Raw genomic sequence first — 14686 nt, 5'->3', positions numbered from 1 at the left:
GCGTTCGGAACGACCAGCCCGCGCCCGCTCAACCACCTGCAACGGGAACGCGTTCGTATGGCACAGCCCCCAGCCGCCTTCAAGCCACCCGCCCGGTGCCTCCAAGGTCGACGTGATGGCAAAATGTGATATTCGTCGTGCCGCTTTCCCGGTTCAAAAACGATCAGGCCACCGCTCCATGACCGACACAGCCAGCCTCTCCCGTCTCATTGAAATCGTCGGCGAGCGCAATGCCTTGCGTGCGCCGGAAGACACCGCTTCCTACCTGCGCGAATGGCGCGACCTTTATGTCGGGAAGACACCCGTGGTGTTGCGTCCAGGCTCTCGGGAGGAGGTTGCGGCAATCCTTGCCCACGCAGATGCGAGCGGGCTGAAAATCGTTCCGCAAGGCGGCAACACCGGCCTTGTCGGAGGGCAGATTCCCAGTGAATCCGCCACCGAAATCGTGCTCAGCCTGTCGCGCCTGAACAAGGTGCGCGCGGTTGATGCGGACGGATTCTCGATGACCGTGGAGGCCGGCTGCACCCTTCAGGCGATCCATGACGCGGCCGAGGCGGCCGACCGGCTGTTTCCCCTCACGCTCGGCTCACAGGGATCGTGCCAGATCGGCGGAAACATTGCGACCAACGCCGGTGGAACCGCCGTGCTCGCCTATGGCAACACCCGCGATCTCGTGCTCGGCCTGGAGGTGGTGCTGCCGGACGGACGCATCCTGGACGGGCTTCGCAGCCTGCGAAAGGACAACACCGGTTACGATCTGAAACAATTGTTTATCGGTTCGGAAGGCACTTTGGGCATCGTCACCGCCGCCGTCCTCAAGCTTTTCCCCAGGCCGCGCGCGCAGGATGTCGCCTTTGTCGGTCTTGCATCCCCCAAGGACGCGCTGGCGCTGTTCTCCCGGGCGCGCGCACGGGCCGGTTCCATGCTCACGGGCTTTGAATTGATGCCGCGAATCGGCGTCGAATTCGCTGTCAAACACCTGCAGGGCGCGCGGGACCCGCTCCAGGCCCCCTCCCCCTGGTACGTGCTGATGGAGCTTTCCGCCGGAACGGAGGACGCGGAAGACGCATCGCCAACGCGCGTCTTGATGGAGACGATCCTTGGCGATGCCTATGAGGCGGGTCTCGTCGAGGATGCGGCTCTCGCGGAATCCGGTCAGCAGGCCGCCGACTTCTGGCATATCCGCCACGGCATGTCGGAGGTGCAGCGCGAGGAAGGCGGCTCGATCAAGCACGATGTGTCCGTGCCTGTCGCCGACGTCCCGGCGTTTCTCCAAGAGGCGATCGCGGCGGTTGAGGCACTTGTCCCCGGCTGCCGTCCGGTTCCCTTCGGCCACATGGGCGACGGCAACATCCACTTCAACGTCAGCCAGCCGCCGGGCGCTGACAAGGCCGCCTATATCGCCCGCTGGGACGAGATGAACGCAGTCGTTCATGACGTCGTTGGCAGATACAGCGGTTCGATTTCCGCCGAACACGGCATTGGCCGGCTGAAGCGGGATTTGCTCGCCGAAGTGAAAAGCGAGGTGGAGATGGACCTGATGCGACGCGTCAAGGCGGCCTTCGATCCGAACTGCACGCTCAACCCCGGGCGCGTCCTGTAGGGCCGGCCGGCCCCAGCTAGAAGAGGTCGAACTGCTCGTCGTCGGACCGCATCCCCTTGGCGGCGCGCGCCCTCACCTTGCGCGGTGCCGGTGAGACCGTCTCGGCGGTGTCGCCGTTCCTGTCGAGCGCGTTTTCAACGGCCACGGGATCCAGCAACTCCGGCGCGTCCTCGCGCGCACTGTTGACGCGGGTGGACACCGGCAGCGTTTCAAACAGGCTTTCCGGCGCGGGGCGCAGCAGCGCCCGTGCTTCCTTCAGCGGCGTGTTTTGAACGTCGAGCCAGGCGTCGAAATCCTCGGGCGCGATGACGGCCGGCATGCGGTTGTGGACCGGGCTGACAGTCGCGTTGGCCTCGACTGTAAGGATCGCCCCGGTTTCGATCTCGCCACCGTCGGGATCGCACCATTCCTCCCAAAGCCCGGCAAAGGCAACGATGCCGCCATCCTTCGGCCGGATCCAGTAGGGCTGTTTCGGTCCCGTATCCGGCCGGTGCCACTCATAGAAGCCGCTAGCGGGTATCAGGCACCGGCGGTGCCGCACTGCCGCCCGGAAAGACGGCTTTTCCGCCGCCGTCTCCGCTCTGGCATTGATCAGGAGGCTGAAGCTCGCCGGGTCCTTGACCCACCCTGGTACCAGGCCCCAGCGCACCAGCACAAACCGCCGCGCGCCATGAGCCTGACGGACGGTCGCGACCGGCTGCGTCGGTGCGATATTGTAGCGTGGCGGAAAATTCGGCGTGTCGGCATAGCCAAACAAGGCCTGCACCTCCTGCGGTGTTGCAGATAGGGCAAAACGTCCGCACATCGCGTCGCAACCTCGAACCGGGTTTGCGGTCGATACCGTGGCATCCACCGCAGTGACAGACATAACTCACTGGCAATTAGGCAAATTGAAACCGGATGGCTGTAGAACTGCAAGGTGAAAAGATCCGAAGAGACGGACAGATGAGCGAGACGCAACCAACTCTTGGGGCAGGCCGGCTATCGGCGGACAGGCTTGCCGCCGCAAATATCAATCCGCATACCGGCCTGGCGACCGACTATCTCAATCACTTCAACGAGGTGGTGATGATGCTCGAAATGCTGCCGGCCATGCCCGATTGCGCGGAAGACGTGCTCGACTGGACCCCACTGAGTTACGAAGCGCATTTCGAGGCATCCGTTTTCACCGAGAAAGGGCTTGCGATCGAGGCGTTTTATGCCGCACCGCCACCATTGCGCCGCGCCCTGCGCGATGTCGTCGCCACACTCGATACCGCCGTTTGCGAAAAGCAAGGGCGGCTGCGCGCCGTCGCCGAGACGCCCGAAGGGATCGATGCGTTGGCCGCATCGCTCGCCACGGAGACGGTGGAAGAAATCAAGCCGCTGATCGCCAGTGCCAGCGCAATCATCCACGGCCATCTCGACCCGGCCGACGTGCCGGAAGCCGATTCGCAGGCCTCCATCGACGCCCTTTTCGCGTGACGCACGAAAATGCCGATCCCGAACGCGACGTGGACGCCCCGTCGCCCGCCACAGCTCTCGGTGTCAGCGTCTTGTGCCGACAAGACCAAACCGTATTGCTGATAAGACGCGGCAAGGCCCCGTTTCTTGGACACTGGAGCCTTCCGGGCGGGCGTGTCGAGGCCGGAGAAACGCCGCGTATCGCCGCCGTACGTGAACTGCGGGAGGAAACCGGTCTGCACGCCGACCTCGATCCCGAGCCGGTCGAATGGGTCGAGGTGGAAAGCCCCGAGCACCCCGGCATTCCCGCACAGCGGTTCCGCATCGCCGTGTTCCTGGCGATCCGGACGAATGGCATGCTCGCTGCAGGGGACGATGCGCAGGACGCCGCCTGGGTCGCGATCGGCGATCTCGACAATCGTCCGATGACACCGGGCACCGCAACCCGCATCCGCCGGCTTGTCGCCGACACGACCTCCGGTCCCGGGACCTGAGGGTCCGGCGAAAACACGCATCTCCTCTTGCACGCGCTGCGCGCCCGGCGCATCTTTCCCGCGATGTCCGAACAGATCATTCCCATCGTCCGTCCCTGGACCGTTAACGGGTTTCGCACGTGCGGCCGTCGCGCCGCGATGGTCGCGTGTGTGGCTCTTGTCCTGATCATGGGGAACGCCGTCCGCCATCCCGCGGTCGCACAGTCGCGACCCGAAGACCCCCCTATGAAACCGACTTGATGCGACTTTCGGAAATCCTCGGCGCACTGCACTACCTGCGCCCGCTGTGCGGAGCGGCGGACGGCACGTTGTGGCGCGACCAGATGCGCTCGCTGCTCGAAGCGGAAGTGCGCGACGATGCGCGCTCACGCCGCTTCATCGAACGCTTCAATCAGGGATACCGGGGCTTTTCCTCCGTCTACCGGCAGTGTACGCCAGCGGCGGAGACAGCCTTGGCGCGCTACGTGGAGGAAGGTGGCGCCCTCATCCGCAATGTGACCACCCGCTACAACCGTTAACATTTGAGCCGCGGATTGGGGTTAAAAACCCACCGCACGTTAACCATGATTGGCAGATTTGAGCGGTTTCATTAAGGAATTGTTTACGTTCGGCGTCCGACTCACGCAAACATGGTCCGTATCGCACACAACGAGCACGGACCAGGGCGGACAGACATGCGAGACACCGACCAGAGCGAATTCGAGGTTGAGGAAATTCCGGTCACGGATCAGGAGATCCGCCGGATGGCGCTCGGCTATATCGACGAGGCTTTCGCCGAAGCAACCGCCTGCGGCATCGATTCCGCCGCTGTCTCCCATGCGGCTCTTTTCACGGCCTTTGCGGATCTGGTGACGACCTTCGGCGAGGAAGCCGTCGCACAGATGGCGGAAGATCTGCCGTCGCGGGTTCGGCGCGGCGATTACACGCTGTTCAAACCGCTGCACTGACGCGTGCCGGTCTCGGGTGCGGACCCTAAACACCGGTGACCGCCGGCTATCCGCCCAGCAGAAGATGACCAAAGATCGCCAGGCCGAAGACGATCAGCAGGCCACCGGAGGCCCGATTGATCCACACCAGCCAGGCGTCCGTGATGCGCGCCCGCAACCGCGACACGGTCGCGGAAATGAACACCCACCAGCCGGTTGCTCCCGCGACCACCCCGGCCACCATCGCGGTTGCGCCGGCATAGTCGCCCGGGTCCGGCGCCCATTTTCCCAGACTTCCGAAGATCGCCAGAAATCCGAGCACCACCCCCGGATTGGTGATGGTGATGGCAAATCCGGTAACCATGCCGGCCAGAAGGCCGGACGGCGGGCCGTCCTCCTCCGTGAAGTGCGGATGCGCGGCAAGCACGCGCGCCCCGAAAAGGATCACAAGCATCCCGCCGGTGATCTGGATCAGACCGCTGTGGCGCTCAACGAAATCCGACACGGCCGTGATGCCGAAGGCGGCAAATCCGGCATAGATTCCGTCGGCCAGCACCGCGCCTGCGCCGGCAAAAAGGCCCGGCAGGAATCCGGAGCGAAATGCACGCTGGATGGCCGCGATGTTGACCGGGCCGACCGGCGCGCTGGTCGCGACGCCGATCGCAATCCCGATCAGAAAAAAAACCGACATCGACACACCTGCCCACTTTCCGCCTGATCCGCAGCAGGCATGCCCCATGCCCCTTTCCAGCCGATCAACAAGCCTTATCTTATCGACGGCACAACACTCAACAGCCCGCGTTCTGCCACGCACGGCCGGCCACCCGCCCAAGCCCCGGCCTGGGCTCTCAAAGCTGTGTTTTGGCCGAGCGCCGGCTTGCTATAGGGTCGCGCGAACCCGAAGTGTGATTGAAACCCGAGGTGACGATGACTGGCTTGCGAACACTGGCGATCGGACTGCTTCTCCCGTTTGTTGCCATGTCCGGACCCGCGGCGGCGGCGAGTGTCCAGACCGAACGGATCCAGGTCGAGCCGCGCGACGTCGCTCCCTCCTCGCCCCTCGTTCCCGCCGATGACCTGATTGAGGCAAACCCGCTGGCCGAACCGGGCACAGCGGCGGCCGGCGCCACCGACGCGCCGCAGGTTGTGCTGCCGAAAGTCCACTACGGAGATCGGGACCTGCCCAAGCCGGTGGCGCGCATGCGCGCCCAATTGCTGGAGGCGGCGCATTCGGGCGACATGAACCGGATACGGATGGTGCTGGAGGGCAACGAGATGATGCCCACCCTCACCTTCGGCGAGATGAACGATCCGATCGACTATCTCAAGTCCGCCTCGGGCGACGAGGACGGATACGAGATCCTGGCAATCCTGGCCGAGGTTCTGGAGGCCGGCTACGTCCATGCCGATCAGGGCACGTCGCAGGAAATGTACATTTGGCCCTATTTCGCGCGCACCCCGTTCGACCGGCTCACGCCGGAACAAAGGGTCGAGCTGTTCCAGCTTGTCACCGCCGGCGACATGGCGGACATGAACCTGACCGGCACCTGGACCTTCTACCGGCTGGGCATCGGCCCGGACGGTACGATGCATTACTTCGTGGCCGGCGATTGACGCGCCGATCCGTTCAAGGCCGCAGTGAAGACGAAAGGCCCCGTCAAATGAGCAATCCCGCGCCCGGATTTGCCGCGCACCCGGACCATGCCATCAGCCTCCACCCGAGCACGGACCTCGTGCGGGTCAGTCTCTACGGCGCGCCCGTCGCGGAAAGCCGCCGCAGCATCATGGTGTGCGAGACCGGATATCCGGATGTGCACTACCTGCCAAGGGAGGACGTCGATATCGGGCGACTGGCCGCGTCCGATCGCACCACCTATTGCCCTTTCAAGGGCACGGCCACCTACTGGACCGTCACCGTTCCTGACGGGAACGCGGACGCTGCCGCCTGGAGCTATGAAATCCCCTTTGACGAAGTGACCCGCCTCAAGGGCTACATCGCGTTCTATGCCGACCGCGTCGATGTGGAGATCTCCGCGGCGGACTGATCCGGCGTGACGGCGGTGAGGGGCGCAAGCGAAAACGCGCCGGTGAGCCAGGCCCGCCGACGCGTTCTTTCAAGTCGATTGCGTTCGTTGTCTGGCAAGGTCTACTGGCGTGTGGTGACCACGAAATCCGTGCCAAGGCCCGAGTGCAGGCGGAACGGACGGTCGGTCACAATCAGCGACGATCCGAGTGCCAGGCGGTCCTCCACAAAGGCGCGGGCCTGCGGCGTCCACTCGACCCGCGACAGAATGCCGTGCGCGTCCCCGCCTTGTGTGGCGGCGGCGGTCACGCTCATCCAGCGCGGCGCGCTGACTGTGCCGCCATCGTCGATCACGGTGTAGATGTGGGTTCCGATCGGCGCATCCGGGTCCTTCAACACGATGTTGGCCGAATAGATCTCCTTGAACTTGCGGCGCACGTAGAGCCGTCCGGTCGCGGGCCCGGTCTCGCCGGCTGCGGAATAGAGGGCGCGCAGCACCAGATCGGTGGCCTCTCCGGTGACCGGAAGCTCCGCGCCTTCCTGGAACAGCCGGATCGCGGCGCGGGTCTTGCGGCCCATCACCCCGTCGACGGGACCGGGCGCATAGCCCAGTTCGTCAAGCACGCGCTGCATGTCGCGCAACCGCTCGCGTGGCGTGGTCCGTGTGATCAGGATGCGCAGCGGATCGCGCGGCTCGGCCCTCGGCTCCGCCGCCCGGTCGATCGATCCGACCGTCGCCGGTTCGTTGTCGCTCGCCGCACCGGGAAGCGCGGGACGCAACAGGACCGCGTCCGCGTCAAGGCTCGCAAACTCGGTCGCCATGGCGCCGGACCGCGGCAGGGCCGCGTGCAAAATCCCCTCCGGCCGGGTGCGTTCGCGCGTGACGATGACGTGACCACCGCGCTCGGTCCGGCCAAACAGGTCGCGGGCAAATCCACGCGGCAGCCTGATGCAGCCATGCGAGGCGGGATAGTTGGGAACACGCCCCTCATGCAGGGCGATCCCCGACCAGGTCAGACGCTGCATGTAGGGCATCGGAGCATCATTGTAGAGATTGGAAAAATGACGGCGCCTTTTCTCGAGGATGCTGAAGATCCCCGTCGGCGTGCCATACCCTCTCTTGCCGGACGAAATTCGCGTGCTCTCGACGAGTTGCGTGCCGCGATAGACGTCGAGCGTCTGATCCTTCAGCGACACCAGGATCTGCACGGGTGCCTCGGCAAGCATGGCGGGCCCCGCGTTCGCCGTCTCGCCGGCGAGCGGTTCCAGCGGCTTGGTGTCCCGCGCCATGACCGGCGTTGCCGCCAGGGCCATCGCCATTCCCAGCACCGCGCCTCGCATTGCGAAGGCTCGGCGATGCCGGCGGTCACTTTCCGCAATCTTGACTGTCATCTTGCTCATGCGCACACCCATCGCCGCTGTTGTCCCCGGACCGTGAAACAGTGAATACCGTGGATCCGTGAATCCCTCGTTAGTTGCTGCAGGCTATGCCGATCTGCAGGGCGCTTCCGTGACCGCAATCACACCCGGATGCATCGTCCGGAGATCCTCTTACACGAAGGGTGACGCCGCGAGCGATTCGGCCTTGTCCACACAAAAACCGCTGCAATTCCGCAAATTTCCTTGCGTTTGAAAATCATTTCTTCGTTGCGACTCACGACGCGATTCGGAATCGTTTAACCAAGACGACCGAAACTTGGTCGCCCAATCAAAAAAACAAGACAGGAAGCGCGGAAAGACAAGAGTCCGCGATGGAGACCACTGTGTTCAATCCGCAAACCACCCTGGAACGCAAAGCCCAACCCATGTTCACCGACATCAACGACATTCGCATGTCCGACTGCCCGGTAGAAGTGGATGCCCTGCCGGTCGTCAATCGATTGCTGGATCAAAATCCGTGTTTCAGAAACGTAAGCGAAGCCTTCGAGGCCGGCCTGTTCGATATCGCGGAAATGAACTTCGTCGAGTGCAACCCGGTGCAGGAGCGCGCGCTGCGCGAACTGGTCCAGGTGCTTTCGCGGCGCATTCTCGATATCTTCGAGGCGTCCCTCCTGATGAGGCAGCTGGCGCTCGAGGACGGAACCTGCAAACTCACCAGCGCGCAGATCACCGCATTTATCGAGGTCGCCCGCGAGGAAGCGCAGATCCAGTGTCTCGACATCAACGAGCTGCGACCGAACTCCGAGGAAACGGCCTATGCAGCGGTGCTGAGAACGATCTTCGACGAGTTGCGCGCCTATCTCGGGCTGCCGACCCTCGACCTGGAGTTCCTCATTCCCGACCTCAAGGCCTGCCTGGACCTTGTCGTGCAGCGTCACGTGTGGCGACGCATCCGCATCGAGACCGAAACGCATCGCCGGGTCGGAGAAAACATCGAGGCGCTGATGGCTCTGGCGTCCGACGTCGCCGACCATCGCATTCCGCGCCTCTTCACGATCCGGCCGATCCCGGCCCGCGCGCGGATCGCCAACCTGTCGGCGAATTTCGGCGGACGCGGCTCGCTGCCGAGCCCCGCCTGACACAACGGCTGCCGGCGTCCGGCCGGCACGCCCGGCGAATACCTGCGTTCCGTCCGAGCCGATGGGCTTTACGCACTGGCTCCATTCGATCAAACGCGCATCCGTGGAGGCCGCGCGCCGCACACTTGTCTGTCCGTGCCCTCTTGCTGGCCGCATCGATCCGGCCTATCTCGCGTGAAGGACACCGGGCGGAGGATTCTCATGAACCAGACGGCACCCAGCAACTCATCGGAACCGGCCGGCGTTTGCGCCCCGCTTACCGACCGGCGGGTCATTCGTGTCGCGGGCGCCGATGCGCGCGGTTTTCTGCAAAACCTGTTGACCTGCGATCTGGACGATGTGGATGCCGACGGCGCCGGCTATGGCGCCTTGCTGACGCCGCAGGGAAAAATCCTGTTCGATTTCCTGATTTTCGCCGACGCGGACGCCTATCTGCTCGACACCCATGTTTCCGGTGCCGCGGACTTTGCCAAGCGGCTCGGTTTTTACAAGCTGCGCGCCAAGGTCGAGATTGCGGACGTGAGCGACACCTTCCGCGTGCTCGCGGCCTGGGGCGGGGATGTCCCGGCGGATTTCCCCGGTATTGCGGTTCCCGACCCGCGCCTGACGGCATTCGGTGCCCGCTTTCTGTCGAGGACGGAGGCAAACGTGCCGGCCGGCTTCAGTCTTGCCGATGAAGGCGCCTATCACGCCCGCCGCGTCGCGTTTGCCCTGCCCGAAGCCCCGCATGACTTTCAGCCCGGCGATGCCTTCCCCCATGACGCGGACATGGACGACCTCAACGGCGTTGCCTTCGACAAGGGCTGTTTCGTCGGACAAGAGGTCGTCAGCCGGATGCAGCACCGCGGAACGGCGCGCCGCCGGATCGTACGCGTTGCAGCCGACGCCCCGCTTCCCGCCCCCGGCAGCGCCATCATCGCCGGCGGAAAGACCTCCGGAACGCTTGGCACCACGGACGGGTCGGCCGGGCTTGCACTTGTGCGTCTCGATCGGGTGCAGAACGCGCGTGCGCGCGGTGAGCCGATCCTCGCCGGCGAGGTCGATATCGAGGCGTCTCTTCCCGACTGGGCAACATTTGTCTGGCCGGAAACGCCGGGCAACGGCGCATGACCAAAGGCATGGGTCAAGCTGCGAAGGCCGCCGCACCGCGCGCCTGGCAACGCATGCTGTCCGGCCGGCGGCTCGATCTTCTCGACCCCTCGCCGCTCGATGTCGAGATCGAGGACATCGCCCATGGCCTTGCCCGCGTCGCGCGGTGGAACGGACAGACGGTCGGCGACCACGCCTTTTCGGTGGCCGAGCACTCGCTGCTGGTGGAGGACTTGGCGCTCGAATTGAAGCCGGACTTGTCGCCCGACGCCCGCCAGATCATCCTGCTGCACGATGCCCCGGAGTATGTGATCGGCGACATGATCTCACCGTTCAAGGCGGTGATGGGCGGAAATTACAAGGAAATAGAGGCCCGGCTTCAAGCCGCCATCCACCTGCGTTTCGGGCTGCCGGCCGTCACGCCGGCGCGGCTGAAGACACTCACAAAGCGCGCCGATACGATCGCCGCCTATTTCGAGGCGGTGGAGCTTGCCGGGTTTTCCCATGCCGAGGCTGCACGAATCTTCGGCCGGCCGCGCGGCTTTGCGAAAGTCGGGGGTGGAGAACCCCGCCTTGGTCTTTCAGCGCTCCCTTCGGCCCGCGCGCAGGAACGCCTTCTCGAACGCTTCGAAGAAATCGAGACGTTGCGGGCTCAATCACACTGAACGATACCCGACAGCGCCCTAAATAAGGCATTGTGTCGAAGGGTGCCAACCACAAGGAGACGAGATGATCACCGTTTGCTCGCTGGCACGTCTGGAACAGACCGTCGAACGAACCGGCGCGCGCCACCTCGTCACCCTGATCACCGGCGGCACCGAGGTCACCCGGCCGGCCGCGATCCTCGCCGATGATCATCTGTTTCTCGCCTTCAACGACATCACCGCGCCGGCGGAAGGACTGACACCGCCGGGAAAGCCGCATGTCGAGGAACTGATCGGCTTCGTGCGTCGCTGGAACGGGGCCGGACCTCTGGTAATCCACTGTTTCGCCGGCATCAGCCGCTCGACCGCCGCCGCCTATATCACCGCATGCGCGCTCCAGCCGGATGCGAGCGAAGAAGCGCTTGCCCGGCGCCTGCGCGATGCCTCACCGTCCGCCACGCCGAATGCACGCCTCGTCGCGCTGGCCGACGACCTGCTGGCGCGCAAGGGGCGCATGAGTGCGGCGATCAAGGGGATCGGGCGGGGTGCCGACGCCTTTGAGGGCCTCCCCTTCACCCTCGATCTCGACCTGCCGCTCGTCGCTCCGGCCTCGACTGCGCCGCGATGATCGAAATCGGACTGAACGCCGTGATCGTTGCCGTCGAGGATCCGCATCCGCAGGTTCTAACGATTTCACCGGCAGGGCAGGCTGCGCCCCGTTACGCACTGCCATTCGGCCCGTTCGACCCGACCCGTCACCGCACGTTCGAGATCGGTCTGCGCGAATGGGTGGAGGAACAGACGGCGCTCAAGCTCGGCTACGTGGAGCAGCTCTATACCTTCGGCGATCGTGGCCGGCACCACATCCACTCCGACGACGGCCCGCATGTGGTGTCCGTCGGCTATCTGGCGCTTGCCCGTCAGACAAACCGCTCCGACGAAACCCTGGCACAGCAACATGCCCACTGGCGTTCCTGGTACGATTTCTTTCCCTGGGAAGACTGGCGTTCCGGCCGCCCGGCGGTGGTAACGCGCGAGATCCTGCCCGCTCTCGATCACTGGATGGCAGCGCCGGTACCGGCGGGCAGCCCGCCGCGCGCCCAGTCGCGCGAAGACCGGGTTCATCAGACCTTCGACATTCAGGACGGAAGCTGGGACGAGGAAAAGGTTCTCGACCGCTACGAGTTGCTCTACGAGGCCGGACTTTTGGAAGAGGCGCGCCGCGACGGACGCCCGGCGGCGCTGGAACGTCCGGCAACGCCACCGCTCGGCCAGGCCATGCTGTATGATCATCGCCGCATTCTGGCGACGGCGATTTCCCGGCTGCGGGCGAAGCTCAAGTATCGACCGGTCGTCTTCGAACTGATGCCGCGCGCCTTCACGCTTACGGATCTGCAACGTTGCGTCGAGGCGATTTCCGGCCGCCATGTTCACAAGCAGAACTTTCGCCGCCTTGTGGAAAAGGGCGAGCTTGTCGAACCCACGGGCGAGACATCGACACAGACCGGGGGGCGCCCCGCCGCCCTCTTCCGGTTTCGCCACGAGGTGTTGAAGGAGCGACCGACGCTCGGTCTGCGGGTCGGGGTGCGTTAGGGCATGATCCCGCGCGCAAACTTTGATCGATGCCCGAAACGGCACGGAACGGCGGCGCGAAGCGCCAACAGCGGAGTTTGCCCGCCACCCGCCGGAAGCGACGGATGAACATGCTGTCTCGACCGCCCGCCCCGCGCCCCTATGCGCCGCCGCGCTCGCCAGTACTCACCGTCGTTCATGCCGACGACGACATTCTCGTCCTCGACAAGCCAAGCGGTCTGCTGACCGTTCCCGGCAAGAGTGAGGATCTCGCGGATTGCCTGATGGCCCGCGCGCAGGCCCGGTTTCCCGACGCGCGCATCGTTCACCGCCTCGACATGGACACATCCGGGATCATTGTCCTGGCGCTCACGCCGCACGCCCACCGACATCTCGGACTGCAGTTCGAACGGCGTCACGTCTTCAAACACTATGAGGCTCGGGTCTGGGGACACATGGCTGCCGACTGCGGAACGATCGACCTGCCGCTCGCCTGCGACTGGCCGAACCGGCCGCGTCAGCATGTCGACCCGCTCGGTGGCCGTCGTGCGCGCACGGACTGGAGCGTAATCGGCCGCGAACCGGATTCGACCCGTTTGCGGCTCGATCCGCTCACGGGACGCTCTCACCAGTTGCGTGTCCACATGCTGTCTCTCGGCCATCCGATCCTCGGCGATCCGCTTTATGCGCAAGAAGAGGCACTGCGCGCGGCCGGCCGCCTGCAACTCCACGCCGCCAGCCTCGCCATCCGCCACCCGACAGGCGGGCGACGCTGCCGGTTCACCTCCCCCTGCCCGTTCTGAAAAACGTCTTTTGGCCAAGGCCTTCCGTAAAATACCCGCAGTCGCGTTAACCAAGACCGGCTGTTGCAGACGCGCAAATGCAAAGGTTCTTGCGGAATTCTTGCCGCATTAACTCTCTTTCAAGGTTAAGCGGCGACGATAACGGTCATGGCAGCGCGATCGTGAAGTCTTTCGTGCCGGCCCCTAGTGTATTTCGTAAGGACCGGAGTTGCCGCGCATGACTGGCACGGGGAAAACTGTATCCGCACGCCGCCCCACGGCGAAACGTCGTATCGGCACAGCGGCAAGGCTCGCCATCCTGACGCCCGCGCTCTTCCTGGCGTGGAGCGGAACGATCGCGCAGCAGGATATTTCGGCGCTGATCGAGGCGACCCGCGGCAACGCGCCGCGCTGGATGTCGACAATCGAGGCAGCGCAGCACTCCAGCAGCCAGGCCCCGAGCCTTGTGCTTGCCGACGCATCGAAAACCCGCAGCGACGACACGCCGGACTATGCCATCACCAACGCCGCCCCCGGAAGCGATCCGGCCGTGGTGCGCGGACTGGAAACCTTCGTCAAGGAAAGCCGCCCGACGGAACCGCCGGCCCGCACGCCGGTGAACCGCAGCGCCAAGGGCGACCGCTTCGTCTCGATGGCGCCCGACCGGCAGATGGTCGGCGTTGCCGCGGGCTCCGTCTATGCGCTTGGGAGCGTCCTTGAGACCGGGCATCCCTCGGACATGCCGCGCGTCGCCTTCGTACGCACCGCCGTGCCGCAAGGTACGGCCGCCATGCTCGCAAAGGCGGAAAAAAACGGCTCGGCCAGCCCGCTCGACCTCACCCGTCTGGCGATGGCCCGCAACGTCGCCGCCACCAGCGTGTCGCTCGCGTCCGCCTATGCGCCCGAGAACATGGACGACGTGCGCGCGCCTTTCGAGGCGCTGCTCGGCGGGTCCGACCTGTCGGCGGAGGTGACGCTCGACGCAAAGCGTGACGGCGATCCCTACTGGTGGGCAACCAGCCCTTTGCCGAAGAGCGTCGTCACCTCAAAGGAACAGCGCTGCCTTGCCGAAGCGGTCTATTTCGAGGCCCGCGGCGAGCCGCTCAACGGGCAGGTCGCCGTGGCGCAGGTCGTGCTCAACAGGGTTCGCAATCCGGCCTATCCGCCAACGATCTGCAAGGTCGTCTATCAGAACCGCCACATGCGCAACCGTTGCCAGTTTTCCTTTGCCTGCGATGGCATTCGCGACCGCACCGGCGAGACGCGGCTTTGGGCGCAGGCGCAAAAGGTTGCCCGCGAAACCGTCTCGGGTCAGCGCTATCTGGAAGGCGTCGGCGCGTCGACGCATTACCACGCCACCTACGTGAAGCCGCGCTGGGCGCGTCACATGAAGCGACTTGAAAAAATCGGCCAGCACATTTTCTACAAGACCTACGGCGGAGGCTGGAGCTGAGCCGGATTCACCCGGTCCTGGCGATCCTCAGGGAGGTCGCGCGTCATATGCGATCCACACCCGACGAACGCTGGCCCGACCAGAGTACGGACGCATAAATGAGCCGCACCCTAGGGTCAGGACCTGTTGCTATCACTG

The 14686-nt window shown here is 64.7% G+C and carries 17 protein-coding genes; 14 read left to right on the top strand and 3 right to left on the bottom strand.

All coding sequences use genetic code 11. From position 1 onward, the window contains the following. Positions 1-178 precede the first annotated feature (178 nt). Positions 179-1603 carry an FAD-binding oxidoreductase gene (locus BLU32_RS02415; RefSeq protein WP_093804824.1) on the top strand — a complete coding sequence of 475 codons (1425 nt, stop codon included), beginning with the start codon at positions 179-181 and terminating at the stop codon, positions 1601-1603. A gap of 16 nt (positions 1604-1619) precedes the next feature. Here the strand turns inward: BLU32_RS02415 and BLU32_RS02410 are convergent, their stop codons facing one another. Next, a complete protein-coding gene (locus tag BLU32_RS02410) occupies positions 1620-2408 on the bottom strand; it encodes an SOS response-associated peptidase (RefSeq protein WP_093804823.1) in 789 nt (262 codons plus the stop codon). Positions 2409-2548: 140 nt separating this feature from the next. Here BLU32_RS02410 and BLU32_RS02405 point away from each other — a divergent pair, with 140 nt between their 5' ends. The 4 genes from BLU32_RS02405 (at position 2549) to BLU32_RS02385 (ending at position 4487) form a co-directional block, all read left to right on the top strand. Beyond that, a complete protein-coding gene (locus BLU32_RS02405; RefSeq protein ID WP_093804822.1) occupies positions 2549-3067 on the top strand; it encodes a hypothetical protein in 519 nt (172 codons plus the stop codon). Between the two features lie 29 nt (positions 3068-3096). Continuing rightward, the gene (locus BLU32_RS02400) at positions 3097-3540 is read left to right on the top strand and encodes an NUDIX hydrolase (protein WP_093810479.1); all 444 of its coding nucleotides are present in this window, start codon (positions 3097-3099) and stop codon (positions 3538-3540) included. Between the two features lie 239 nt (positions 3541-3779). Further along, complete coding sequence (locus BLU32_RS02390; protein WP_093804820.1) at positions 3780-4058, top strand: TIGR02301 family protein; 279 nt, start codon at positions 3780-3782, stop codon at positions 4056-4058. Between the two features lie 156 nt (positions 4059-4214). Beyond that, on the top strand, positions 4215-4487 hold the full coding sequence (locus BLU32_RS02385) for a hypothetical protein (RefSeq protein WP_093804819.1): 273 nt from the start codon (positions 4215-4217) through the stop codon (positions 4485-4487). Positions 4488-4533: 46 nt separating this feature from the next. Here the strand turns inward: BLU32_RS02385 and BLU32_RS02380 are convergent, their stop codons facing one another. Next, positions 4534-5157, bottom strand: a complete 624-nt coding sequence (locus BLU32_RS02380) for a LysE family translocator (protein ID WP_093804818.1) — start codon at positions 5155-5157, stop codon at positions 4534-4536. A 236-nt stretch (positions 5158-5393) separates the two neighbouring features. Between BLU32_RS02380 and BLU32_RS02375 the strand changes: the two genes are divergently transcribed. Next, a complete protein-coding gene (locus BLU32_RS02375) occupies positions 5394-6080 on the top strand; it encodes a hypothetical protein (RefSeq protein WP_208976962.1) in 687 nt (228 codons plus the stop codon). Positions 6081-6127: 47 nt separating this feature from the next. Continuing rightward, positions 6128-6511: a DUF427 domain-containing protein gene (locus tag BLU32_RS02370; protein ID WP_093804817.1), complete on the top strand. Its 384-nt coding sequence runs from the start codon at positions 6128-6130 to the stop codon at positions 6509-6511. 101 nt (positions 6512-6612) lie between these two features. Here BLU32_RS02370 and BLU32_RS02365 read toward each other — a convergent pair whose 3' ends face one another. Beyond that, positions 6613-7890, bottom strand: a complete 1278-nt coding sequence (locus BLU32_RS02365; RefSeq protein ID WP_172838519.1) for a L,D-transpeptidase family protein — start codon at positions 7888-7890, stop codon at positions 6613-6615. Positions 7891-8240: 350 nt separating this feature from the next. Here BLU32_RS02365 and BLU32_RS02360 point away from each other — a divergent pair, with 350 nt between their 5' ends. From BLU32_RS02360 to BLU32_RS02330, 7 genes are all read left to right on the top strand, one after another. Next, positions 8241-9008 (top strand): hypothetical protein, encoded by a 768-nt coding sequence (locus BLU32_RS02360; protein ID WP_093804815.1) that lies wholly within the window; start codon positions 8241-8243, stop codon positions 9006-9008. Positions 9009-9209: 201 nt separating this feature from the next. After that, positions 9210-10118: a folate-binding protein YgfZ gene (locus BLU32_RS02355; protein WP_093804814.1), complete on the top strand. Its 909-nt coding sequence runs from the start codon at positions 9210-9212 to the stop codon at positions 10116-10118. Continuing rightward, positions 10115-10762: an HD family hydrolase gene (locus BLU32_RS02350; RefSeq protein WP_244501779.1), complete on the top strand. Its 648-nt coding sequence runs from the start codon at positions 10115-10117 to the stop codon at positions 10760-10762. Before BLU32_RS02355 ends, BLU32_RS02350 begins: the two co-directional genes overlap by 4 nt. A gap of 64 nt (positions 10763-10826) precedes the next feature. Further along, a complete protein-coding gene (locus BLU32_RS02345) occupies positions 10827-11369 on the top strand; it encodes a tyrosine phosphatase family protein (RefSeq protein ID WP_093804813.1) in 543 nt (180 codons plus the stop codon). Beyond that, complete coding sequence (locus BLU32_RS02340; RefSeq protein WP_093804812.1) at positions 11366-12334, top strand: NAD regulator; 969 nt, start codon at positions 11366-11368, stop codon at positions 12332-12334. Before BLU32_RS02345 ends, BLU32_RS02340 begins: the two co-directional genes overlap by 4 nt. Positions 12335-12438: 104 nt before the next feature. Then, a complete protein-coding gene (locus BLU32_RS02335; protein ID WP_093804811.1) occupies positions 12439-13116 on the top strand; it encodes a pseudouridine synthase in 678 nt (225 codons plus the stop codon). A 217-nt stretch (positions 13117-13333) separates the two neighbouring features. Beyond that, positions 13334-14548 (top strand): cell wall hydrolase, encoded by a 1215-nt coding sequence (locus BLU32_RS02330; protein WP_093804810.1) that lies wholly within the window; start codon positions 13334-13336, stop codon positions 14546-14548. Positions 14549-14686 lie beyond the last annotated feature (138 nt).

Origin of the sequence: Stappia sp. ES.058 (assembly GCF_900105595.1) — a bacterium.
GTDB lineage: Bacteria > Pseudomonadota > Alphaproteobacteria > Rhizobiales > Stappiaceae > Stappia.
Note: the sequence above shows the minus strand (reverse complement) of the source record. Positions and strands in the feature narration are given on the sequence as shown.

Bases quoted from the DNA above. Each gene is read 5' to 3' on its own strand.
- BLU32_RS02415 (WP_093804824.1), top strand. From the start codon at position 179: ATGACCGACACAGCCAGCCTCTCCCGTCTCATTGAAATCGTCGGCGAG.
- BLU32_RS02410 (WP_093804823.1), bottom strand. From the start codon at position 2,408: ATGTGCGGACGTTTTGCCCTATCTGCAACACCGCAGGAGGTGCAGGCC.
- BLU32_RS02405 (WP_093804822.1), top strand. From the start codon at position 2,549: ATGAGCGAGACGCAACCAACTCTTGGGGCAGGCCGGCTATCGGCGGAC.
- BLU32_RS02390 (WP_093804820.1), top strand. From the start codon at position 3,780: ATGCGACTTTCGGAAATCCTCGGCGCACTGCACTACCTGCGCCCGCTG.
- BLU32_RS02385 (WP_093804819.1), top strand. From the start codon at position 4,215: ATGCGAGACACCGACCAGAGCGAATTCGAGGTTGAGGAAATTCCGGTC.
- BLU32_RS02380 (WP_093804818.1), bottom strand. From the start codon at position 5,157: ATGTCGGTTTTTTTTCTGATCGGGATTGCGATCGGCGTCGCGACCAGC.
- BLU32_RS02375 (WP_208976962.1), top strand. From the start codon at position 5,394: ATGACTGGCTTGCGAACACTGGCGATCGGACTGCTTCTCCCGTTTGTT.
- BLU32_RS02370 (WP_093804817.1), top strand. From the start codon at position 6,128: ATGAGCAATCCCGCGCCCGGATTTGCCGCGCACCCGGACCATGCCATC.
- BLU32_RS02365 (WP_172838519.1), bottom strand. From the start codon at position 7,890: ATGAGCAAGATGACAGTCAAGATTGCGGAAAGTGACCGCCGGCATCGC.
- BLU32_RS02360 (WP_093804815.1), top strand. From the start codon at position 8,241: ATGGAGACCACTGTGTTCAATCCGCAAACCACCCTGGAACGCAAAGCC.
- BLU32_RS02355 (WP_093804814.1), top strand. From the start codon at position 9,210: ATGAACCAGACGGCACCCAGCAACTCATCGGAACCGGCCGGCGTTTGC.
- BLU32_RS02350 (WP_244501779.1), top strand. From the start codon at position 10,115: ATGACCAAAGGCATGGGTCAAGCTGCGAAGGCCGCCGCACCGCGCGCC.
- BLU32_RS02345 (WP_093804813.1), top strand. From the start codon at position 10,827: ATGATCACCGTTTGCTCGCTGGCACGTCTGGAACAGACCGTCGAACGA.
- BLU32_RS02340 (WP_093804812.1), top strand. From the start codon at position 11,366: ATGATCGAAATCGGACTGAACGCCGTGATCGTTGCCGTCGAGGATCCG.
- BLU32_RS02335 (WP_093804811.1), top strand. From the start codon at position 12,439: ATGAACATGCTGTCTCGACCGCCCGCCCCGCGCCCCTATGCGCCGCCG.
- BLU32_RS02330 (WP_093804810.1), top strand. From the start codon at position 13,334: ATGACTGGCACGGGGAAAACTGTATCCGCACGCCGCCCCACGGCGAAA.